The following is a 23,563-nucleotide window of genomic DNA, read 5'->3' as shown; positions in this document are numbered from 1 at the left end:
AGAAGTTATTTTATAGATAGTTCATCTATGACCTTCAACAGATATCGTCCATATTGATTCTTAAGCATTGGCTGTGCCAATGCTTTCATCTTTTCCGGAGAAATCCAGCCCTTTCTTAAAGCGATCCCCTCTAAACATGCAACTTTTAAACCTTGGCGTTTCTCAATAACCTCAATAAAAGTACTTGCCTCAGATAAGGAATCGTGTGTACCTGTATCAAGCCATGCAAATCCCCGACCTAATAATTGAACCTTCAATTCCTTGTCTGATAAGAACCTCTGATTGACAGTCGTTATTTCTAACTCGCCGCGAGAAGAGGGTTTAATACTCTTTGCAACCTCAACTACCTTATTAGGATAGAAATATAGTCCTACAACGGCATAATTAGATTTAGGTTTCTGAGGTTTTTCCTCTATGCTGAAAACATTCCCATTTTTATCAAATTCTGCCACACCATAGCGTTCGGGATCACTTACCCAATAGCCAAAAACGGTTGCTTTACTTTCTGATTCTGCAATACTAACAGCCTCACTTAACATTCGCGTAAATCCTTGCCCATAAAAGATATTATCACCTAAGATCAAACAGACAGAATCATCTCCTATAAATTTTTCTCCTATGATGAATGCTTGTGCTAAACCATCAGGCGAAGGCTGTTCTGCATACTCAAACTTCACTCCAAAATCAGATCCATCACCCAATAAACGTTGAAATCCAGACAAATCATCGGGAGTAGAAATAATCAAAATCTCCCGTATACCTGCCAACATCAGTACAGAAATAGGATAATAAATCATGGGTTTATCAAAGACGGGAAGTAACTGCTTACTCACTCCTTTAGTTATAGGATATAGCCGTGTCCCTGAGCCACCTGCTAAAACAATGCCTTTCATTATCAAATAAATCCCTCTATATTTTTCTTAACCTCTCCTATCAGCTCCTCATCCCCCATCTGCTCAAAGCACTCCAACAGTAACTGACATTTCAAAACAGAGGCAGGAAGTTTTTCTAAAACAGCCATTGAACGATCCAATAACTCTTGAATAACCTGTTCATTCTCTGCGGAGACATTAAACAGCATGGTATTGTAACCCTTGAACAAAGTGACAAGTATTTCTGCTTCTTCTTCGGGAGATTCCCCCTTCCGGAGAAGAAGATCGGCACACAAATTACGGAGTTCCTGGTTTAACGCAGTAAGTTCATTCACATAGACAGGAGTACCGTCCTCACCATACTCCAGAAGCTTTTTCACAACAGAGGACACAGAGTTACACAGAGAATTTTTCATTTTAAAAAGGAATGAATTATGATTCGTCGATTCTTTCTTCGGTTTTTGACTTATATAAAAGAGAATTGTATCTAATGACGTAACGGGACATTACATATATTGTTATCACCCGTTACATATATTGTTATCGCCATTACATATAATGGCATTTTCTTTACATTTATAGTTTTTATTTATCCTTTCGGACGTAACTGGCCGGAATAGTCACCATGGCGCTACCGAACATATCGATACGCACTAAAATGTGATATTTATTATTGTAACGGACCAACTCACCACGCAAGCCCTGCAAGTCACCTTTAGCTACTACTACACGAGTTCCCTGAGGAATGGTTTCACCGGTCAGAATAACTTGATCATGGGAATAATCGAGCATATAACGAAAATCAGCCATCTGCCTATCAGGAATACAAGTGGGAGCTCCGGTAGAACGATCGCGAAGGAAATCGTATACATTCAGGGTATTTCGTACGGCAAACATTTCCTGACGAGAGATGTGAACAAAAACCATACGGGGCAAGAGAAGGCGCTCACGCTCGATGCGCTTTCCTTCACGTTCGATGACACAATTTTGAACAGGGAGAAAAGTATCTACTTCCTGTAACTGAAAATAATCCCGAACTTTACGTTCCGAATTAGTTCGTGTCAATACGACATACCAATGTTTATCGTTATCTGTTGCCTCCAACGCTGCGTCCGTAAGAATAAGTTTGAATAATGAGTAGAAATGAAAATTTGTTAAAAACAGAAATTCTCAAAAAAAGGAATCTGATTCTCAACAGTTTACAAATTAAGTTTTTTAATGATTGGATATAGAAAAAGTATTCGCATCAGATTTGAGAACCATCTGATACGTTGAATTATTTTATTTGAAATATATATTCGATTCAAAAAAGAGTATTCACACGCATATATATTTTCGGTTGCAAAGGTAAAACCTTCTTTCGAGTCTCCAAAACTTTTCACAGATTATTTTCACAAAACATGGCTATACCCATGTAAATCAAAAGTATAATTCAAATCTTCATAAAGAAGGGAAGTACTATAATATATGTATTATAGAAAAATATAAAAACAAGCATTTAATTAAGTAACAAGAAGTATTAATGCTAACTTGATAAATTGACAACTTCATATTTTAAATGTAAAAGGATGATTCTACCTGAACTAAACAACAAACATATAATCATCTGATTTCCTGCAAACAGGGTATTAATAAAATGATTATAGGAAGTTAACTTTAACACAGTGTTAAAGTTAACTTCGTAACCATAGGATATTAACTTCATAAAAATACGAAGTTAATAAGTTATCGGCAAGCAATTAAACTTCTCTTCTTACCATTAACATTGTTAATACATTCAGTAGTAAGCTAACCATCGGTATCCTTTACAACTGCATCATTTTCTTATGCCCTATTATACATAATTCCTCTTTTCTGCGGCGGTACATGGCTATATTGGTAAAACCGGCATTAACAAGAATAGTCTTCAGCTGATCATCGGAATACACCACCATTCCTTCGACACGACTGGTCCATACTTCATTCGTCGGATCACTCATTTCACAACAGATAAGAAATGCTCCGCCAGGCTTCAAGACACGTGCCACTTCAGTAAAAGTATGCTGTAAGTCACTCCAGAAGTAAATGGTCTCAAAAGCGGTGACCACATTAAAACTGTGATCGGAATATGGAAGTTGATCGACACTCCCCTGCTCTACAAAACAACGTGTACCAAGTTGCCTTCTGTTTCTTTTTCGTGCAAAAGCAACACTTTCCGGTGAAATGTCTATGCCAAAAGCCTTACCTTGCGGGCAATATTTGAGGATTTGCGCCAGGTTGGCACCACCACCGCAACCTATATCAAGCACGTTCCATCCCTGATGCCACTCCATACAAGACATTCCCCAATGAGCCAACGAAGCATGTCCCTGATTCATTCCCCAGAGTATCATTCTTCCAAAGAATCCTTCGGGTTTACGGACATTCTGCAAGATTCTGTTAATAAGGCTTTTCCTTTTCATTTATTATTTGTTTTGGTTTCACAAACAAAGTTACAGATTCCATATAAACAGGCAATACCTAAAAGTAGGGAATTTATTCGATAGAAGCACAGTATGAATTTCGTTTCTATTTCATAAATATTACATAAACATTACAACATAACTCTTTCATTATCAATATCTATTAATAATAAATATTCATATATTCAGTAACAGGTCTGTAATACGAGGGACCTATTTTTGCGCCAGAAAACAACAAGCAGATGTTATGGACAATGTACAACAAGTAAAAACTAATTCACAAAAGAAACTTTCCGATTTCCTTTTCATTCTTTGGGCAGGTGGTGCTGCATTGCTCTCCTACTCACTGGTTTATGCACTAAGAAAACCTTATACGGCTGCCGGATTCGATGGACTTGAGGCATTTGGAATGGATTATAAAGTAGTGGTCACTATCGCACAGATATTAGGATACGTACTTTCCAAGTTCATTGGGATCAAACTCATTTCAGAATTGAAACGGGAAAACCGGATGAAATTCATCCTGATCTCCATTGTACTGGCAGAAGCTTCGTTGATACTGTTCGGACTACTACCTGCACCTTATAATATAGGAGCTATGTTTCTGAACGGTCTTTCATTGGGATGTATGTGGGGAATCATTTTTAGTTTTATAGAAGGACGCCGCATGACGGACATACTCGCCAGCTTGTTGGGTGTCAGTATGGTTATCAGCTCGGGAACAGCTAAGTCCGCCGGCTTGTTTGTTATGGACACTTTAAACATAAGTGAATTCTGGATGCCGACTCTGATCGGAGGTATTGCTTTACCCATACTCGCCCTATTGGGTTATTCTCTGAACCGGCTCCCACAACCCACGGCCGAAGATATCGCCATGAAATCGAAACGGGAAACACTGAACGGCAAACAGCGTTGGGATATCTTCAAGAATTTTATGCCTTTTCTCACCCTGCTCTTCATTGCCAATGTAGTATTGACAATCTTAAGGGATATCAAAGAAGACTTCCTGGTGAAGATTATCGATGTATCCCAATACTCTTCGTGGATGTTTGCTCAGGTAGACAGCGTAGTAACTATCATTATCCTTGTCATTTTCGGGTTGATGGTTTTTGTACGAAGCAACTTGAAAGCATTATCGATATTACTGGGATTGATCATCATCAGCATGGTAGTGATGACAGTGGTTTCATTTGGCTACGAACAATTGCAATTAAACGCTATTGTCTGGTTATTCATTCAGAGCCTCTGTCTTTATCTGGCTTTTCTCACTTTTCAGACCATTTTCTTCGACCGATTCATCGCATGCTTTAAAATCCGGGGTAATGTAGGTTTCTTTATTGCCATGAATGATTTTCTCGGTTATACGGGTACGGTTATCGTATTGGCTGTCAAGGAATTCTTTTCACCTGACATTAACTGGACTACTTTCTACAACCTGATGGCCGGCTATGTAGGAGTGATTTGTTTTGTCGCTTTCGTATGTTCATTTATCTATCTGCACCAACGTTATCGTAGAGAGAACTACGGAAAAACAGGCGTATTCAGAAAAAAAGAAGAAGAAAAAGAAGTTCCTGATTTCGTATATTAATTGCTATCTTTGTGGGTCAAAAAACTTAAAATAAAAGTTCACCATGAAGATTTTTCCAAGTAGCAGCATCAAAAAACTGGATGCTTACACCATAGAACATGAACCGATTGCATCGATCGACCTGATGGAACGGGCAGCGCAGGCACTGACAAAAGCCATCACTGAACGTTGGGACATCACAACTCCTGTCACGGTATTTGCGGGACCGGGTAATAACGGCGGAGATGCCCTTGCCGTGGCCCGCATGCTGGCGGAAAAGGAATATAAGGTTGAAGCCTATCTGTTCAACCCGAAAGGAGAACTGTCAGCCGACTGTCAGACCAACAAAGAATTGGTGGAAATGATGGATAATGTGAAGTTCAGTGAAGTAAGCACACAATTTGTACCTCCTACCCTGACAATGGATCATTTGGTAGTGGACGGACTTTTTGGTTCGGGACTCAATAAACCGTTAAGCGGCGGTTTCGCGGCTGTAGTGAAATATATCAATGCATCACCTGCTACAGTGGTTGCTATCGACATCCCTTCGGGATTGATGGGAGAAGAAAACACATTTAACGTAAAAGCCAATATCATCCGTGCCCATCTGACACTGAGCCTGCAATTGCCCAAACTGGCTTTTCTCTTCGCAGAGAATGCCGAATTCGTTGGTGAATGGAAATTGCTGGATATCAACCTCAGCCATGAAGCCATCGAAGAAACAGAAAGCAATTATGCCTTATTGGAAGCAGAAGAGATACATGCTTTGATCAAACCCCGCAGCCCCTTTTCACACAAAGGAAATTTCGGACACGCCTTGCTGATTGCCGGATCGTATGGTATGGCAGGGGCTTCAGTGCTGGCGGCCCGTGCCTGTATGCGTTCGGGGGTAGGATTGCTGACTGTACACGCACCCATGCGTAACAATGACATCCTACAGATTTCCGTCCCGGAAGCAATTGTCGAACTCGATGCCAGTGATTCCTGCTTTGCTTTTCCCACGGATACAGATGACTATCAGGCGGTAGGTATCGGTCCGGGAATCGGACGCTCAGAAGAAACAGAAGCCGCATTGCTCGAGCAACTCAGTGGATGCCAGACTCCTTTGGTGCTGGATGCCGATGCACTGAATATATTAGCCAACCACCGCCATGCACTGACCACGCTCCCCAAAGGCTCCATCCTGACCCCTCACCCCAAGGAGCTGGAACGTATGGTGGGCAAATGCCAGAATTCGTACGAGCGACTAATGAAAGCTTGTGAACTGGCTCGTACCGCTAAAGTACATATTATATTAAAAGGAGCTTATTCAGCAATTATCACCCCTTCGGGCAAATGTTATTTCAACTCCACAGGTAATCCGGGCATGGCGACAGCCGGAAGTGGAGATGTGTTGACGGGTGTCGTACTGGCTTTACTGACACAGGGATACCCGGCTGAAGAAGCAGCTAAAATAGGTACTTACGTACACGGTCTGGCCGGCGATTTCGCACGCAAAAAGCAGGGCGTTATCGGTATGACAGCCGGAGATATTGTCAATTATCTGCCAATGGCCTGGCGTCTGGTAAGCGAATAAAGGTTAACAACTTATGATTTTCCAAATAACTTCATTAACTTTGTTTTTTAAACCAGTTAAAATAAACCGGAAAATGAAAAAGCTAATTATACTGACAGGACTGTTACTTTCTGCCTCGGCATATGCCCAGACAGAAGTTACAGCAGGAGTTACCCGGGGAAAAGATTACGGGGTGACCTATGCACTTCCTAAAACAGCAATCGACATTGAAGTCAAAGCCAATAAAGTGACATACACTCCGGGAGAATTCAGCAAATATGCCGACCGTTATCTGCGGCTGACCGATGTGTCGGGAGAGCCTCAGGAATATTGGGAACTGGTCAGCGTCAAAGCCAAATCTGTCGGTATCCCCGATAGTGACCATACCTATTTCGTCAAACTGAAGGATAAAACAGTGGCTCCGTTGATAGAGTTGACCGAAGACGGTATTGTTAAATCGATCAATGTACCGTTAAGTCCGAAGAAGTCTGCACCTATACAACCAGCCACTACGCTGAGAAAAAAAGTAAATCCACGTGATTTTCTGACAGAAGAGATTCTGATGGCAGGTTCTACAGCTAAAATGGCTGAATTGGTCGCCAAAGAAATCTACAACATCCGCGAAAGCAAAAACGCCTTAGTACGCGGACAGGCAGACAACATGCCTAAAGACGGAGAACAACTGAAGATAATGCTTGCCAACCTGGAAGAACAGGAAGCTGCCATGACCGAAATGTTCTCAGGTACACTGAATAAAGACGAGCGGATATTTACTATCCGCCTGAATCCGGAAAAAGAGATGGATAACGAAGTGGCCTTCCGCTTTTCCAGGAAACTGGGTATAGTTGCCAATAATGACCTGGCAGGAGAACCGGTTTACATTACTCTGAAAAATCTGAAAACAGTCAATGTACCGGAAGACGATGGCAAAAAGAAAGTAGACGGCATAGCTTATAACGTACCCGGTAAGGCACAAGTGACGCTTATAGAAGGAAAAAAAGAATGGTTTAACGGTGAACTTCCCGTTACACAGTTCGGAACAATTGAATATCTGGCTCCAGCTCTTTTCAATAAAAAATCGACCGTACAAGTTACTTTCAATCCGGCTACAGGAGGATTGATTAAAGTAGATAGGGAAGAAGGAGAATAAAACTGATAAAAAAACTCCGGCTGATCTATACAGGTCAGTCGGAGTTTTTTTATTTTCTTAAATTGTGCTTTTCAAACACCGTCAGTTCGTAACCGCTAATTTCACAAATCCGTCCTTCTGCAACTGGGTGATATAGGCAGTAATACGCGATTCGTAATTTTCTTCGTGATCGAAATGCTCTGCAAGTTCTTCAATAATCTGGCGTACGGTCCGCTTCCCGTCAATTAACTCCCATACGGCAGTACCATGTTCTTCCAGCCGGACATGAATATCCGGAGACATTCCTTTGGGCAATAAAAAACGCCGCATCCATTCATATTTAAACCGGGGGAAAGCAATGGTAACGGTACCATCGCTTCCCTTTTCGGCTGTAATATTCTCACTACGGAAAGGAATTACATCCAGAAGATTTATTTTCTCTTTCGCGTCTGCCATATTCTGTTATTTCTTAATATTCGCTTCCTGCAATCCGTATCCCTTCTTCTTATCTTCAGCTTTCAGCATCAAAGCCACAATCAGTGCCAAAACACCAAAACAAGCAAAGATAGACATAGGCAAAGTATAATCATAGGTCTGTGCACCATCTACAACGGGACCTTTGCAATAAGTATTCAGTACCCATCCGATCAACAAAGGAACACCCATCAATCCCCAGTTCTGTACCCAGAAAATCAGGGCATAGGCTGTACCCAGTTGTTTCTCCGGAATAATTTTCGGAACAGAAGGCCACATGGCCGAAGGCACCAGTGAGAAGGCAATACCCAGAATTATCATAATTACAGTGGCAAACCACCATACATTAAGGATAGGAAGCGCAAACAAAGTATGTACGCCAATCAACATAACGGCACCGATAATCATCAATGTAGCTCCCTTACCGATACGGTCATAAAGAGTACCAAACAACGGAGTCAGGAAGATGGTCCCTATCGGTAGTAATCCTGGGATATTTCCAGCCAATTTAGGATCTACGTTATACTTCTGCACCATCAAGTCGGTTGCATATTTAATAAAGGGGAAGACAGCGGAATAGAACAATACACACAATAAAGCAATCAACCAGAATCCCTTATTAGTAACAATAAGCATAACATCCTTCATACGGAACGGTTCCTCCGGTTCTTCTCCCTGAGCATCTAAAGAAGCATCAAGTTTCTTATCATAAAAGGTATAGATAAAGAAGGCGATAGTACCGATGCACAGCATAATCAGACACAACAAAATAGGCATCGGAATATTGGTATGGAAACTGCCACTTTCATCCGTATAGCCAAAATAATCGGCAATAGGAACAGTAAGTACCATTGCCAAAGTAGTACCGATACGCGCGGTTGCCATCTCAAGTCCCATGGCTAAAGCCATCTCTTTGCCCTTAAACCATTTTACAATAATCTTGGAAACCGTGATACCTGCAATCTCTACACCTACACCAAAGATAGCATATCCTAAAGCAGCCAGAAAGACCTGAGTTTTGAAGCCCATAATCAAAGCGCCTTCGGGGAAAGTTGTAGAAATAGCATAATATTTCAGTCCACAACCCAGCACCATCAGTATACAGGCTCCCATTCCGGTGAAACGAACTCCCATCTTATCGAGAATGATACCACCAAAAATCAACATCAGCAGGAATACATTAAACCACCCGTAAGCGCTGGTAAAGAATCCATAATCCAAACTATCCCAAAGGAGCTCTTTTTCGAGCATGGGTTTCAAAGGAGACATTACGTCGGTAAGGAAATAGCCGCAAAGCATAGTAAAAGCGACCAGAGCGAGCACACTCCAACGAAGTGTTTTGGAGTCACTCAGTTTGTTTCTCAATTGTTCTGTCATTGTAATATTTAAACTCAGAAGTTAGTAAAAGTGTTATAGCGAACAAAGGTAACTAAATCCGCCTTGTATGCCTAACAAAAAGATACATTTTACGGCTAAAAACAAGTGAAGCTGCAAGTTTCGGTTTGAAATTGCAGCTTCACTTATCGTTTCTTAAAAAGAATCTGTTGTTAGTTTGCCGGGGTTGCCGGAGTTTCCGTTGCAGGTGCTTCAGCCGGAGCAGCAGCATCCGTCTTCGGTGCAGTAGTACCTACAGGCAGGTTATACGGGTTGGTCTGTTCTTCCTGCTGAGCCTGTTCCATGATGACATCTTGCGTTTTAGAAGAAGAAGTCGGAACAACATAAGCAGTAGCAATGCTCATCACAACCATAAATGCAGCTAAGCCCCAAGTTGCCTTTTCCAGAAAGTCTGTAGTTTTGCGTACACCCATAATCTGGTTAGATGACGAGAACCCAGAAGCAAGACCACCGCCTTTTGAGTTCTGAATCAACACAATGAAGCACATCAGTATGGCTGCAATAACCATTAAGATAACTAATAATAAGTACATTTTGTTATTTTGATTTAGCGTTAATAATCAATTTCTCTAAAAATCTGATTTGGTCTGCAAAGTAAGCATTTTTTTTTGGATATTTCAAACTTAATTTTTTAATAATTTCAAGTGCCTTGGAATATCGGTGCTGTTTGACATATATTTTGGCTAATGTTTCGGTAAAACAGCTATCATCTTCATCTTCTTCATGATGCGCCTCCCCCTCTTCTTCCACGGGAAGCGTTTCATTGTTAGCTGCGGGCTGCAGACGAATGGATGTTTCTCCCTCACTTCTCTCGATAAAGCCATCGATCAATTCATGCCCACGAAGTTTCGGAATCTCCGACTGTTCCGGAGCGGAATCTTCTTCATCTTCCTGTAACAGATAAGTAGTATAATCCGTTGAATAGTCCAGAGTCGTCTGCCCGGAAACCTCTTCAGGCACAGTGGCCAAAAAAGCATCGATCAGGGAGAGTGTACGATCCAGACCGGGCTCTTCCTCCAACACTTCTGCTTCGGAAGGCATATTCTTTTTACGGGGCTTCAAAATATACCTCTCACCTTCAATCAGATAAAACAGCTTCCGGCGATCTGCCACATATAATATGGCTTTACGAAGCTCCGCACCGAAAGAGATATCGTGTAACAGATAAAGATTTTTAAGATAGAGTAAACGCAGCGACTGGAAATAAGGATAGCGTGTGACAAGTGTCCGCAACTCGTACAAAGTATCTTTATTCAGCGTTTCAGGATGCTGAATCCATTGTTGTAAATTAGCAGAAATCATCCCAATTACCAATTTGCTACCGTTGCATTAAATATTTGATCTGTAATCTCTTTGGTCATCTCCGCAATCAGTCCGTCCTGAACAGCTGTCAGTAACTCTCTTGAGTCGTAGACACGGAAAGCCGAGAATTGCTGTTCGAAGTCCTGCTCATGGTTCGTATTATTCACAAAACGAACATTTACCGTAATCGTCAGCTTCGTTTCAGAAGAGTATCCATCGGCCGAAACAGCTTGGTTATACTGGTTGTATCCGGTGATTTCTCCATCAATCTGAAGGTCGGCATTATTATTCACCAGCTTCAGGCGAGTCTGGCGAAGGAAGATATCTTTCAGATCTTCATTGAATTTAGTACCTAACGGTGCATAAACATAGTCCGACTTTATAGGAAAGTCGGCTATAGAAATAGTCTTTACCTTATCGTAATTGATATTACCACCATTAAATTTATAAGAAACAGTACACGAGATGCCCACTACCAGCGTGACAACCAGTAGTGAGATTCGCATTATCTTTTTATTCCAATCCATATTCTTTTATTTTTCGGTAAAGGGTACGCTCAGAGATATTGAGGTCCTTTGCCGCACTTTTTCGTTTGCCATGATGTTTCTCAAGGGCTTTACGTATCATTTCTTTCTCTACCTCGTCCAGCGAAAGAGACTCTTCAACATACTCTTCGGTATCCTGTATGTCATCGTCATCGGGACAATTAGGCTTGACCGGATGGATCAGGGCAGGTACAGAAGGCGGAGGCGTCACAACAGGAGCCGGGGCATAAAACGTACCAACATTGGAAGCTACAGCTCCGCGTTCGGACATGATTTCGTGCACAAGCTTTTTCAGTTCGGTCACATCCTGCCGCATATCAAAGAGAACCTGATATAAAATTTCACGTTCACTTTCAAAACTCTTCCCGGCTTTTACACCGAACAAAGCCGGCAGTCGTTGTGTATTCTGGGCAGGCAGATAGGTCCGCAAAATAGAAGCATTGATTTCACGATTTGTCTCAATGATAGAGATCTGTTCCGTGATATTCTTCAATTGGCGCACATTACCCGGCCATGAATATGACAATAAAACCTGTTTGGCATCTTCGGTCAGTTGTATCGCAGGCATACGATATTTCTCCGCAAAATCACTTGCAAATTTGCGGAACAGCAACAGCACGTCTTCTCCACGTTCCCGCAAAGGAGGAATCTGGATGGGTACCGTATTGAGACGGTAATACAAATCCTCACGAAAACGCCCTTCAGCAATGGCTTGTGTCAGATTGACATTGGTAGCAGCCACAATACGGACATCTGTTTTCTGCACTTTGGAAGAACCTACTTTTATAAACTCTCCGCTTTCAAGCACACGAAGCAAACGCGCCTGAGTAGGCAAAGGCAACTCCCCGACTTCATCCAGAAAGATAGTCCCGCCGTCGGCCTCGCCAAAATATCCTTTCCGCTCACCAATAGCACCTGTAAAAGCCCCTTTTTCATGCCCAAATAGTTCCGAATCAATGGTCCCCTCAGGAATAGCACCACAGTTCACGGCAATATACTGGCCATGTTTACGACGGCTATACTGATGAATAATCTGAGGAAAGCTTTCCTTGCCGACACCACTCTCTCCGGTTATTAGCACGGACAAATCGGTAGGCGCTACCTGTATGGCAACATCTATCGCACGCGTCAAGGCTTCAGTGTTACCAATAATACCGAACCTTAGTTTTACTTGTTGTATTTCCGCTTTTGTCATATTCGCACTAAACTCCCTTCCTGATTAAATATCGTCATCTACTGTATCGAGCTTCAGTTTATCACTGTCGTCTCTTTTTTCGTAATATTGTTTACGCAACGGATTGGCATGTGCTGCCTTTTCACGCTGGCGGTTACGGAATACATCAATCGCTACATAAATGGCTTGCCGGAATGAATCTTCACAAGCAACCCCTTTTCCTGCAATATCATAGGCTGTGCCGTGTGCCGGAGAAGTGCGTATCACAGGCAGACCTGCCGTATAATTCACACCTTCATCCATGGCCAATGCCTTGAAAGGTGCCAGTCCCTGATCATGATACATAGCGAGCACTCCGTCAAAATGGGTAAAATTACCCGATCCCATAAAGCCGTCAGCCGGATAAGGACCATAACATAAGATTCCTTTAGCGGCCATCTCCTGGATAGCCGGAGAAATGATCTCCTGTTCTTCCGTACCGAGCAACCCGTCATCTCCGGCATGTGGATTCAGTGCCAACACTGCAATGCGAGGTGCGCCGATTCCAAAATCCTGTTTCAACGAACGGTTGAAAATGACAAGTTTCTCCTGAATCAGCTCTTTGGTTATCGAAGAAGCTATCTCCCGAACCGGAATATGGCCGGTCACCAAAGCCACACGGAAATCCTCCTTCATCAGAATCATCAGAGATTTCGAACCGTCTCCCAAACGCTCTTCAATATATTCAGTATGTCCGGGGAAAGCGAATCCTTCGGACTGAATTGTATGCTTATTAATAGGAGCTGTCACAATGACATCAATCAACCCTTCCCTGAACTCCTCTATCGCTTTTTCAAGTGCCCCTAAAGCTGCTTTACCGGCCTCCGGATCGGGTTTTGAAAACTCGACTTTCACTTCGTCATCCGTACAATTGACTACACTCAACCGATTGTGTGCAGCTTCTGCAGCAGTATTGACAATACTGAAGTTAGTAGGCAGATCGAGTGATTTACGGTGATATGCAGCCACCTTCGGCGAACCGTAAATGACCGGTGTACAAAGTTCCAACATGACGGGGTCGGCAAAAGTCTTCAAGATTACTTCGTATCCTACCCCGTTTATGTCTCCCTGAGTGATACCAATTTTTATTTTGTTATCTTCCATTTTGTTATTTGTTAGTTTTCTCCTCCTGCTCTATGCCCATCGGAATCTGCTCCTGCTTCTTCTCAGTAGGAAGTTGCAAAGTATACAGAGATGCTTCCAACATGCGCATCAGGTTACGTTTCAATTTATCTGGTGAGTAAATAAATACCTCTACAGTGACAATACGATGGTTAGCCTTGTCCAGACGAGTGTGCGAAACAAACGGACCACCCATGAAGTCACCCTTCATACGCCAAAGCCCACGTGCTTCCATTGTATAGTCGCCATGAATATCGATTGGACGAACCTCGACTGTAGTCGAGTCTGTCGACATATACATACCTTCTTTAGCTCCCGGAATATTAGCTTTCATCACAGAATCGCGTTTATGGATGAAAAACTCTTTCGTAAACGTATCCTTATCGGTATACGGATAAGAGTAGATCACAAAATTCTGATCAGCGGAAGCTGTATTCGTACCTGCCCAGAAGAAATCCTCTCCAGTCTTTGAACTGCCCAACTCAGCCGGAAGCCAGATGTCGCTATCGAACATACTGTTAACCTTCTTCGAAATGAAATCATTGTGGTTTTTCTCTAACAAGGAAATCTGGCGATTCATCTCGGCACGGGTAAAGAAGTCGATAATTGCTTGCTTGTTTTCATTCACAAACTTTTCAAATGTGGCTTCGTCCGGAGCCTGAATAGTCAGAATCATCTGGGGAGATGCATATACATCCTTGGCATACTTAAATTTAGGCTGACTATAGATGTCCTGTATATCTACGATAATAATATTACGTACCAGCTTCAGGATAGCATCGAAATTGTTCGCAGAAGTAGACATGATTCTGAACGAACGTTCCGATTGCGGAAGTCCGGGTACATCTGTATCAAGCACATTGTACAAAGCTCTACCGGCAGGACGCTCCCACACAGGATTATCAACGACCACCAGGATTTCGTAAGCACGTCCGCTGGAAGTTGGAGTAAACACACTTTTCTTGCCGCCTTTACAAGAAAACAATACTACTGCTACAAGAGCCATACTGAGGTAAAACAGGTACTTTTTCATATGCATCAATTTTAATGTTTTCACAAAACTACGAAATCACCGTATACATATAGTCTACAAAGCTGATAATTTATATTAATTCTTGTCACTCTCTTCCTGCTTGGCAGTCGATAACATACCACAGGCAGCAAAAATATCTTCTCCCCTTGAAGCGCGAATCGTAGTAAACAATCCGTGCGACGTCAGATAATCACGAAATGCCATCATAGTCTCCATATCGGCACCTTCAAGATCCACTCCGGGAATGGCATGAAAGCGAATCAGATTCATCCGGCAATCAAGCCCACGAAGTAACTTTACCAGCTCTTTGGCATAAATCAACGAATCATTGACGCCTTTAAAAACAATGTATTCAAACGAAAGTCTGCGTTGTTTACTAAAATCATAGTTTTTTAACAGATCGACCATCTCTTTTATCGAGAAGGCTCTTTCGGCAGGCATCAACTCTGAACGCTGTGAAGGAAAGGGAGAATGCAGGCTGATGGCCAGATGGCACTCGCTTTCTTCAATAAAACGCTGTAGTCCCTTCCGTAACCCCACCGACGACAAAGTTATACGTTTTGGACTCCAACCGTATCCATACGAAGCTGTCAGGATATGCAATGCTTTTAAAACTTCATCCAAGTTGTCAAGCGGTTCACCCATCCCCATCATAACGACATTGGTCAACTTGTCCCGCTCCGGCAATGCCGCGATCTGATTTAAAATCTGATTGGCAGTCAGACTTGCTGTAAATCCTTGCTTGCCCGTCATGCAAAATTTGCAGTTCATTTTACACCCCACCTGGGAAGACACACACAGTGTCGCCCGGTCTTCATCAGGAATATATACCGCTTCAACAAAATGGTTCTCTCCCACGCGATAAAGATACTTCACCGTACCATCTATGGAGTACATAGCATCCACGGGTGCGACTACTCCCAAATCGTACTCGCCTTTCAGCAATTCTCTATGCTTCAACGACAAATTAGTCATTTCGTCAATAGAAGTCACTTTTTTATCGTACAACCAGGAAGCTATCTGTTTGGCCGCAAAAGCCGGCATCCCCAAGTCTTTGGTAACAGATTGCAATTCGGTAAGAGTCATTCCTAAAAGCGGATATTTGGGCATATTTACTACAAATATTTATTTATTCATGCAAATGTAAGGAATAAAAGTTGATTTTTGAAAAGAGAAAGGACAAAAGTTAATAAGAAGAAGGAAAGAGAGAACAAAAAGAAAAGGCCATTCCACAAGGAATGACCTTTTATCTATAAAACTATTTTTAATAAAAAACGAATCTTGTTTTTAGAAGAACAGGTAACGCTTGTCTTTTACATCACCTTTCAGATAAAGATCGTTCATGAAACGGGCAGCCAGACGGGCATGCATATTTTCCAGAGTAACCTCCTCTGCCTTGGCATCGAATGTTTCATTCAACTTATCTTTGGCATATACCTGCAATACAAATACACCGCCATTACCTTTGATAGGAGCGCTCAGTTTATTAATATCGGCTACCGATGCATAAGCACCTACCAGCGGTTCGCTACTACGCAAAGCAGCTACATAGGCAGGAGCCGCAAATGTTACGTGTTTCACAGAATCGCTCACTGCATTGGCCATTGATTTATACTGATCGAAAGAAGTTGCATTGGCAGCCTTCATGTCAGCCATAATTTTTTCAGCCTTCTTATCACGAATGATTTCTGCTCTTAACTGATCCTGAACCTGAGCCAAAGGACGATAACCTTCTTCGATCACGTTAACCAAGCCGACAACCAACATACGATCGCTCTCACCACATTCATACAAACCGGAAACTTCACCGGGTTTTGCAGCAAATGTCCATTTCAGAGCTTCTTTGGTTCCTCTGATACCACCGATTCCGTGTTCCGAGCTATACAAATCATTTCTTTCAAGCAATTTATAACCTGCTTCTTCAGCATTAGCCGCCATCTTTTCTACCGTCGGATTGGCTGCGATAAACTGACTGAAGTCATTATATGCCTTATTATAAGTTTCTTTGCTGAAGTCAACTGCGCGTTTGATTACGGCAACTTTATATTTATCTTTCACAGCTTTCTTGTCAGTAACCTGCAAAATGATGTTACCCTGTCCCAATGCTACATTAGAGAGTTCGTTCACTCCCAGGTTGTTGATCGTGGTGATAAACTTCAGGTTGTCACCATCAATCTGTGCATTTTCGTAGTTAGCAGAAGAAATCCAGTTGGATTCACCTGTCTGTCCATACTTTTTAGCCAAAGCGGTGAAGTCGGCCCCACCTTTAATTGCTGTATAAATACTATCAGCCAAAACTTTTGTTTTAGCAGCATCTTCAGCATAAACCTGAATCTGACGGAACTGTACAGAATCGGCAGCAGCCACTTTAGACAAAACCTTGAAAGAGTTAATGGTATTATCACCGGCATTATAATAAGGACCATATACCTGTCCCACTGAAGCTGAATCCATCCGTGCAACTACATCTGACGGAAAAGCTCTTTTAGTATAATACAAATCAACGTAAGGATATTCAGATCCTGTCGAACGGATGAAAGTAGTATAATCACCATTAGCAGTAGCCAACTGATTTGTATAATCAGTCACTTCCTGCTGAATAGCCGCTTTATCTTCCGCACTGGCAGTCACCTGTACGTCGATATATTTGATATTGCGTGTTTCAACATATTGTTTGAACTGTTCTTTCTTCTTATTATAGAGATCTTTCAGCTCTGACTCTTTCACTGTAATGGTAGAATCAACAATTGAAGAATAAGGCACAGCAGCCAACAGTACATCCGATTGGTTCACTCTTGCATCGAAAGCATCTTGTGCTTCAACCGGGTTAGAGAAAAGAGCCTTTGTCACCAATGCCTGATATTTTTCAGCCAGACGGCTCTGAATCAGAGTTTTTTCAACGAATGACCAAAGTTTATGCATGCCTTCATAGTATTCTACATATTGAGACGGCATCTTAGTTTTGTCCATTTTAGAATAGTCAGACAAAAATTTCTTCAACATATCTTTATCGAAAGCACCCGTTTGCGGATTGCGGAACGGAGTCTGTTGCAGCAACGGATTCACACCTTCGTTGATGATAGACTGAATTTCAGCCTTTGAAACTGTAATCCCCAGCTTCTTCGCTTCTTTTTCAATCAGTTTATTGTTCACGTAGCTACGCCATACTTCGTCTTTCACCTGATTGGTTTGTTCATCGTTCAATGAACTCATTCCGCTGGAGAACTTGATGACTTCAGTATATTCTTCTACCATATTCTGGTAGTCCTGAGCAGAAAGAGTTTCTCCGTTGACTTCGCCTACATCATGCGACTGGTGTGGCTGGAGAACTTTCCAGGCATCGCCCGCAATGAAAGCAAACAAAGCCAAACCAATAACGATCACCAACAGGGGTCCTTTGGATCTAATGTTTTGTAATGTTGCCATTTTGATTAATACGATTTATTTGTTATTATTATTTTCTTCATCTTTGGTTTTAGCGCACGAAGATACAAAAAATGCTAATATGCATCTATTTATTAGCTAAAAAATTACAGTTATCGATCATTATTCCATCACTTTCAGCCGAACAAGTTCGATTTTCGTTGCTGTAACCTTAATTATTTTAAACTGATATTTACCCACGGATACCAATTCGTGCAATTTTGGGAAACTCTGATACTGATTCAAGATTAATCCTCCCACTGTCAGATAGTCATCGGACTCCGGGAGGTCCAAATCGAAAGTTTCATTTACTTTCTCTATTTCAAGACGGGCCGAGAGCACATATTCATGCTCTCCGATTTGCTTGCAGATATAGGAAGTATTGTCATGTTCATCCTCTATGTCACCAAAAATTTCTTCAACAAGATCTTCCAGACTGACAATGCCCGAAGTTCCTCCGAACTCATCCACTACTACGGCAATAGTCTTCTTTTGCTGCATAAACAGTTTCATCAGCTTATGGGCAGCCATTGTTTCGGGCACAATAGGTACCTCTTTCACATGGTCGCGCCAGTCTTTCGGGTTACGGAACATTTCCGACGAATGAATGTACCCCACGACATTGTCTATGTTTCCGTCATAAACAATTATTTTTGATATTCCGGATTCCACAAACCGGTTTTTAAGTTCCTCAAGCGAGGTATCCAATGCAACGGCTACTACTTCCGTACGGGGAACAATGCAATCTCGTATTTTAACCGTCGAAAAATCAAGAGCATTCTGAAAGATTTTCACTTCTGTATCCAGGGTCTCTTCGCTTTCGGCATTATCTATACTCGACTGGACAAAATAATCGAGGTCTACTTTTCCAAAAGCTTTTGCCGAAGCCTCCTTATTCACTTTCATCCCGAACAGGCGAAGGAAAAGATAAGAAACTCCCGACGAGAATTTGGATATCGGATAAAGAATGATATAACAGATAAAAAGAGGAAGCGCACATACGTTCAGAACCAGATTCGGATTGATCTTAAAAAGCGTTTTTGGCAAGAACTCTCCTGTTACCAGGATAATCAATGTAGAAATAACGGTCTGTATCAATACCATCACAAAATGATTGGTAATCCACCCGGCCAGCAAATTATCACCGATAATCTGTGCCATCAATATACCATAGATAACCAAAGCAATGTTATTCCCGACCAACATGGTAGAAATAAAATCATTCGGGTTCCGGAAGAAAAGCGAAAGAATACGAGACGACACTCCCCCTTTCCGATCCATTTCAAAACGAAGTTTGTCTACCGAAACAAAAGCAATCTCCATACCGGAAAAGAAGGCGGAGAATGCCATGGTTATCAACAGGTAAATAATGATACTCATAACTAATTTACAGAATCTGTTTTTGCCTTTTCAGCATCTTGGTCAACATAAAATATACCGGCAATATTGTGAACAACCGGCTTCAGAAATCGGTCATCCGACTCAAAACCATATCCGGTTATCACCTGATCGGGCTGCTCCATCTGGACAAATTTGTCGGTATATACTTTCTTGGTGGCTTCATTCCAGTATAATAATTCGGTACTGACATGATCTCCTTTCAGACTTTTAATGTCTACATTCCCAATAAGCTTCCAAAGCCGGTCACGGTCGTAATAATAAGCCGTATCTGCCTTTATACTTGCATCTACATGAAACAAGGAGTCGAACTGCTCCAAATAAATTCCTTTCTCAAAGGCCCAATACGAGGGTTTCTTCTTGTCAAAAATCAGCCACTCTTCAGTATTGACCCGATAACGCGTAACTCCGGAATCGGATATAAGAGTCGTCACCCCTCGCGTGTCCATGACAGGCAGGGAATCCCGTTCGGTAATGGCATCGGCCATTGCCTTATTTCTTCCGCCACAGGAAGAAAATAAAAGAAGCATAACAATTGCCCCGAAGACAATTGTTATGCTCAAACTTTTATTTAATAAACTGTTACTTTGTTGTCGCAACATAAATTTATCTGATCGTTGTAGTCTCTCCAATCCAGCCACCGATAGTGATGCGGTCACCAGCTTTGTAACCCAACATGAACAAGTCTTTAGCCTGCGGAGTATAAGCGGAATATCTACCGATCATTTTGTTAGCCTCTTCTGCAACACTCGGATCTACAGATTTAGCTTTCTGCAACTTATCAATAACCACAAAATAAGTACACTTATTCAATGCTGATTCATCACTCCAATTTGGACTCATTGCATACAGGTTAGCAATAAGGATATAAGGAGCACCGTAGTTTTCATTGAAACTGATTGCTTTCTGAGCATATGATCTTGCCTGAGATAACTTCTTAGCAGTAGTTAAAACACTGGCAGCAGCATAAGCTTTTTCCGCTTTCTTCGCATTATCCGTTTCCAGATTAATCGCTTCATCAAAGAACTTCACAGAAGTTTCAATATCCCCCTTCTTATAAGCTTGGTAGGCACATCCTGTAGCAGCTTCAGCTGAAGGCTCTATTTTATACACATAGAATGAAGCTTGTTGATAGGCTTCACTATCTGTACATTTCATCATCTTCATAATGTCGATAACTTTCTTTAAATAAGCCAGATCTGTCTGATTAGCTTCTACTTTGGGAGCATAGATCGCTTGCAGTGATTCACAATCGGCTGTACCGCTATTGATGAACAGAGCTACCAGATTGTCTTTGATACCAGTAAGCGCTTTCTTTGTACTCTCTTTATCAGCAGCAGCTATGGCAGCGTCCACATATTCGGATGCACTCAGGTAATCCTGAATAAACTGTTCTTTGTGGGCAGGATCTGTTTTCAGTTTATCATGTGACATTTGCAGGAAGTAGAATATAGTAGCTCCCGAAGATTCACCTTTTACAGCATCTACCGACTTTTTCAGCCACTCATAAGCCTGGTTTACATCCATTTTAGGAGCAAAGGCAATATAATCAACAGCCTTGATCCCCAAAGCTTCGTCCTCTGATGATACTTTCACACCTTTTCCCAAAAATTCCTGAGTATACTTCATACGAAGATCATGGGTATTCATCAACTCGTCAAAATACTGTTTGTATTCAGCAGAATTTCTGTCTTTGATCTGTCCCAGCAACCCTTTCAGAATTTTATAACCGTCTGTGAAGGTATAGAAACGAAGAGTCGGACAGTTCTCCAAAACAGCTTTCCACGGAGTATAGGCATCTTTAAAGTTGCCTGCTTTCACCGCTTCGTGAGAAATACTACTGTTCGAATTACAATTAGCGTCGTCCTGTGCTACCACAGTTGTTGCTCCCGCCGAAAGAAACAACACAGCCACAAGCGTTTTAATTTTCATTGTATCTAAATTTTAGTTGTTATATAATACCGTCTATTCTTTCTGTTATTTTACTTTACGTTTGAAGAACCAGCCTTCATTAAAGGTAATTCCAAGACTCAACCGCAATGTATTTTCATCTACCATACCAGCTCTCAGTCCGTGTACTTTAATGTATTGGGCTGAAACATTGATTAGCGAACGTGACCCCGGAAGCGGTAACCCCAAACCGGCTGTCACTCCATACTCACGAGAAGCTCTCTCCCCCCCTATCTTATAGTAGGGTTCCGAATAATATCCGCCAACACGATATTTAATATGTGCCAGATAACTGCGTGAAAAACGATTCGGCATATATTCGGCACCTACTGAAATTTTCATTGCATCGCAAAAGGCGTTAGGTTGATTCATATAGGTTACATCTCCCCATTTCTGCAAATTAAAATCTGCACCAATGATCAGACGTTTGTCATATTCGTAGGTGAGTCCCACTCCAAAACTGTTTGGTGTCCCATAGGTGGCCACCGTATCGATAGTGCTCACCGCAACTGTCTGGTTACTATTGGAATTGGTAAGTGTTGCCCTTTGCACATAAGCTTCATTATGCAAATCTTTTTTAGGTGAGAACACAACTCCTAAAGTAACAGCATGTTTTCTGCCAAACTGTTGTGTATACTGTGCCCCAAAATCCAATTTATAGTCGCGAACGGACAAATAATCAACATTTTGAAAAGCAAAAGCATTTTCATTATTCGGGAAAGCAATGCGTGCCGTACGTGTTATTTCACCCCAAAAGTAAGACACGTTCGCACCGACAGACAAATTTTTAAGCACTTTCACTCCAAAACCTACATAAAGCTGATGCAACCCGCCGTCTCCGGAAAATGTAGTCACATTCTGCGCATCTTCCGACGCAACGTCTTTATCTGCTTTTGCCATGCTATAGCCGACACTCGAATAAGGCAACAAACCAATACTCATGGCTATCCATTTTTGCAAACGGAACTGCATGGCGATGTAGTCAAAACTTGAATTTTTCGCATTCAGCTTTGTTCCTTCACTACTGAAGTTGGTATTTTGCATCGAAAACCCTCCGTCGAAAAGAAAAGTCAACGAATCAATCGCTGTGTAAGAAGCAGGATTTAACGGATTAATATGTGATCCATTGCGCAACCCATAAGCAATCCCTCCCATTGCTTTACTATTTGCAAATGACTGATCAGCCAACTGACCATAACCATATCGTGTATAAGGAGAGTTTGTATTATTTTGAGCGATTGCCACTCCGGGTAATAATATCGTGAGCAGAAGCGCACAAAGTGTCTGTTTATATCCTACCATTATTATAGTTTAATATTCTATTTAATCCTTTCAACACTAAAAATCTATCTGCAAAGATGACACTTTTTAATTTCGTATCAAAAGAAAAATCATCTCCGCCCGTTAAAAAAACCAAAAGTTCAGGATATTTATGCTTCATAGCCGTAATATACCCTGCAATTTCGTATTCTATCCCTTTTTTCACTCCGGAACGAATGGCTGTTTCAGTATCTTTTCCCATATCCGGCAGGCGTCCTTCCGCATTGATCAAAGGCAAACGCCCGGTGAACTGATGAAGCGCTTTGAGACGCATCCATAATCCGGGCGAAATATTTCCACCATGATATTGCCCCAAAGAGTCAATAAATTCATAAGTGATACATGTACCCGCATCAATCACCAGAATGTCTTTACCGGGAAACTGATCGTTGGCCGCTACAACAGCAGCCATCCGGTCATAGCCGAGAGTTTCAGGTGTTTCATACAGATTCGTTACCGGAAGCGGCGTATTGCAATTCAACCATAAAATGGGTACAGGGAGCTTACCCAACTGAGCCAACACACATTCGTTTAAGTCTATAACAGTGGCAACAATTGCTTTTCGAACATTATATTTGCTGCAAACTGCCTCTAAACAATCCAGAGATTGATTAGAATCGTAAACAACTTCTACCATAGAAGTTTGGTCAAAAAGCGCTACCTTGGCTACTGTATTTCCAATATCGATAATTAAGTTCACTTTCTCTCTGTTTGAGGGTGCAAAGATAAGGGATAAAATTTATTTGCATACTGAAATAAGAAATAAAAAGCATTGGGAGGCAAAGAAAAGCCCCCAAAAGACGACTTGACGAGCTATCGAAGAA

The 23,563-nt window shown here is 41.7% G+C and carries 22 protein-coding genes; 3 read left to right on the top strand and 19 right to left on the bottom strand.

Annotated elements, in window-relative coordinates; all coding sequences use genetic code 11:
• Positions 1 to 5: 5 nt before the first annotated feature.
• The 4 genes from rfbA to R3O62_RS09785 all read right to left on the bottom strand — a co-directional run bounded on the left by rfbA (position 6) and on the right by R3O62_RS09785 (position 3,313).
• Positions 6 to 893, bottom strand: coding sequence for a glucose-1-phosphate thymidylyltransferase RfbA (gene rfbA, locus R3O62_RS09800; protein ID WP_186993170.1), 888 nt, complete (start codon positions 891 to 893; stop codon positions 6 to 8).
• Between the two features lie 2 nt (positions 894 to 895).
• On the bottom strand, positions 896 to 1,288 hold the full coding sequence (locus tag R3O62_RS09795; RefSeq protein ID WP_186993171.1) for a UpxZ family transcription anti-terminator antagonist: 393 nt from the start codon (positions 1,286 to 1,288) through the stop codon (positions 896 to 898).
• A gap of 169 nt (positions 1,289 to 1,457) precedes the next feature.
• A complete protein-coding gene (upcY, locus tag R3O62_RS09790; protein ID WP_269110323.1) occupies positions 1,458 to 1,976 on the bottom strand; it encodes a capsular polysaccharide transcription antiterminator UpcY in 519 nt (172 codons plus the stop codon).
• A 701-nt stretch (positions 1,977 to 2,677) separates the two neighbouring features.
• Positions 2,678 to 3,313, bottom strand: coding sequence for a class I SAM-dependent methyltransferase (locus R3O62_RS09785; RefSeq protein ID WP_005809936.1), 636 nt, complete (start codon positions 3,311 to 3,313; stop codon positions 2,678 to 2,680).
• A gap of 247 nt (positions 3,314 to 3,560) precedes the next feature.
• Between R3O62_RS09785 and R3O62_RS09780 the strand changes: the two genes are divergently transcribed.
• The 3 genes from R3O62_RS09780 to R3O62_RS09770 all read left to right on the top strand — a co-directional run bounded on the left by R3O62_RS09780 (position 3,561) and on the right by R3O62_RS09770 (position 7,585).
• Positions 3,561 to 4,901, top strand: a complete 1,341-nt coding sequence (locus R3O62_RS09780) for a DUF5690 family protein (protein ID WP_317472910.1) — start codon at positions 3,561 to 3,563, stop codon at positions 4,899 to 4,901.
• Positions 4,902 to 4,944: 43 nt separating this feature from the next.
• The gene (locus R3O62_RS09775) at positions 4,945 to 6,456 is read left to right on the top strand and encodes a bifunctional ADP-dependent NAD(P)H-hydrate dehydratase/NAD(P)H-hydrate epimerase (protein WP_032539640.1); all 1,512 of its coding nucleotides are present in this window, start codon (positions 4,945 to 4,947) and stop codon (positions 6,454 to 6,456) included.
• A 73-nt stretch (positions 6,457 to 6,529) separates the two neighbouring features.
• A complete protein-coding gene (locus tag R3O62_RS09770; RefSeq protein WP_005775831.1) occupies positions 6,530 to 7,585 on the top strand; it encodes a DUF4831 family protein in 1,056 nt (351 codons plus the stop codon).
• A gap of 81 nt (positions 7,586 to 7,666) precedes the next feature.
• Here the strand turns inward: R3O62_RS09770 and R3O62_RS09765 are convergent, their stop codons facing one another.
• The 15 genes from R3O62_RS09765 to R3O62_RS09695 all read right to left on the bottom strand — a co-directional run bounded on the left by R3O62_RS09765 (position 7,667) and on the right by R3O62_RS09695 (position 23,439).
• Entirely contained in the window at positions 7,667 to 8,020 is a 354-nt protein-coding gene (locus tag R3O62_RS09765) for a PqqD family protein (protein WP_005809943.1), read from the bottom strand.
• Between the two features lie 6 nt (positions 8,021 to 8,026).
• Positions 8,027 to 9,415 (bottom strand): MFS transporter, encoded by a 1,389-nt coding sequence (locus R3O62_RS09760; protein WP_005775829.1) that lies wholly within the window; start codon positions 9,413 to 9,415, stop codon positions 8,027 to 8,029.
• A 170-nt stretch (positions 9,416 to 9,585) separates the two neighbouring features.
• Positions 9,586 to 9,966 (bottom strand): preprotein translocase subunit SecG, encoded by a 381-nt coding sequence (secG, locus tag R3O62_RS09755; RefSeq protein ID WP_005775827.1) that lies wholly within the window; start codon positions 9,964 to 9,966, stop codon positions 9,586 to 9,588.
• Between the two features lie 4 nt (positions 9,967 to 9,970).
• Positions 9,971 to 10,735, bottom strand: a complete 765-nt coding sequence (locus R3O62_RS09750) for a tetratricopeptide repeat protein (protein WP_217737054.1) — start codon at positions 10,733 to 10,735, stop codon at positions 9,971 to 9,973.
• Positions 10,736 to 10,740: 5 nt separating this feature from the next.
• Positions 10,741 to 11,262: an LptE family protein gene (gene lptE / locus R3O62_RS09745; RefSeq protein WP_005775825.1), complete on the bottom strand. Its 522-nt coding sequence runs from the start codon at positions 11,260 to 11,262 to the stop codon at positions 10,741 to 10,743.
• Positions 11,249 to 12,475, bottom strand: coding sequence for a sigma-54 interaction domain-containing protein (locus tag R3O62_RS09740; protein WP_005775824.1), 1,227 nt, complete (start codon positions 12,473 to 12,475; stop codon positions 11,249 to 11,251). The genes lptE and R3O62_RS09740 overlap by 14 nt, the downstream gene beginning before the upstream one ends.
• Positions 12,476 to 12,499: 24 nt before the next feature.
• On the bottom strand, positions 12,500 to 13,597 hold the full coding sequence (pdxA, locus tag R3O62_RS09735) for a 4-hydroxythreonine-4-phosphate dehydrogenase PdxA (protein ID WP_005775823.1): 1,098 nt from the start codon (positions 13,595 to 13,597) through the stop codon (positions 12,500 to 12,502).
• Between the two features lie 4 nt (positions 13,598 to 13,601).
• Positions 13,602 to 14,648, bottom strand: a complete 1,047-nt coding sequence (locus tag R3O62_RS09730) for a DUF4837 family protein (RefSeq protein ID WP_005775822.1) — start codon at positions 14,646 to 14,648, stop codon at positions 13,602 to 13,604.
• 75 nt (positions 14,649 to 14,723) lie between these two features.
• A complete protein-coding gene (gene rlmN, locus R3O62_RS09725; protein WP_032539643.1) occupies positions 14,724 to 15,758 on the bottom strand; it encodes a 23S rRNA (adenine(2503)-C(2))-methyltransferase RlmN in 1,035 nt (344 codons plus the stop codon).
• Positions 15,759 to 15,935: 177 nt separating this feature from the next.
• A complete protein-coding gene (locus R3O62_RS09720) occupies positions 15,936 to 18,074 on the bottom strand; it encodes a peptidylprolyl isomerase (protein WP_005775820.1) in 2,139 nt (712 codons plus the stop codon).
• 120 nt (positions 18,075 to 18,194) lie between these two features.
• A complete protein-coding gene (locus R3O62_RS09715) occupies positions 18,195 to 19,451 on the bottom strand; it encodes a hemolysin family protein (RefSeq protein WP_005809954.1) in 1,257 nt (418 codons plus the stop codon).
• A 2-nt stretch (positions 19,452 to 19,453) separates the two neighbouring features.
• A complete protein-coding gene (gene lptC, locus R3O62_RS09710) occupies positions 19,454 to 20,071 on the bottom strand; it encodes an LPS export ABC transporter periplasmic protein LptC (RefSeq protein WP_005809955.1) in 618 nt (205 codons plus the stop codon).
• A 4-nt stretch (positions 20,072 to 20,075) separates the two neighbouring features.
• Positions 20,076 to 21,401: a hypothetical protein gene (locus R3O62_RS09705; protein ID WP_005775816.1), complete on the bottom strand. Its 1,326-nt coding sequence runs from the start codon at positions 21,399 to 21,401 to the stop codon at positions 20,076 to 20,078.
• A gap of 45 nt (positions 21,402 to 21,446) precedes the next feature.
• The gene (locus tag R3O62_RS09700; protein WP_005775815.1) at positions 21,447 to 22,721 is read right to left on the bottom strand and encodes a hypothetical protein; all 1,275 of its coding nucleotides are present in this window, start codon (positions 22,719 to 22,721) and stop codon (positions 21,447 to 21,449) included.
• Positions 22,708 to 23,439: a type III pantothenate kinase gene (locus R3O62_RS09695; protein ID WP_005775814.1), complete on the bottom strand. Its 732-nt coding sequence runs from the start codon at positions 23,437 to 23,439 to the stop codon at positions 22,708 to 22,710. The genes R3O62_RS09700 and R3O62_RS09695 overlap by 14 nt, the downstream gene beginning before the upstream one ends.
• Positions 23,440 to 23,563 lie beyond the last annotated feature (124 nt).

It is taken from the genome of Bacteroides hominis, assembly GCF_033042785.2.
In the GTDB taxonomy this organism is placed as follows: Bacteria; Bacteroidota; Bacteroidia; order Bacteroidales; family Bacteroidaceae; genus Bacteroides; species Bacteroides hominis.
Note: the sequence above shows the minus strand (reverse complement) of the source record. Positions and strands in the feature narration are given on the sequence as shown.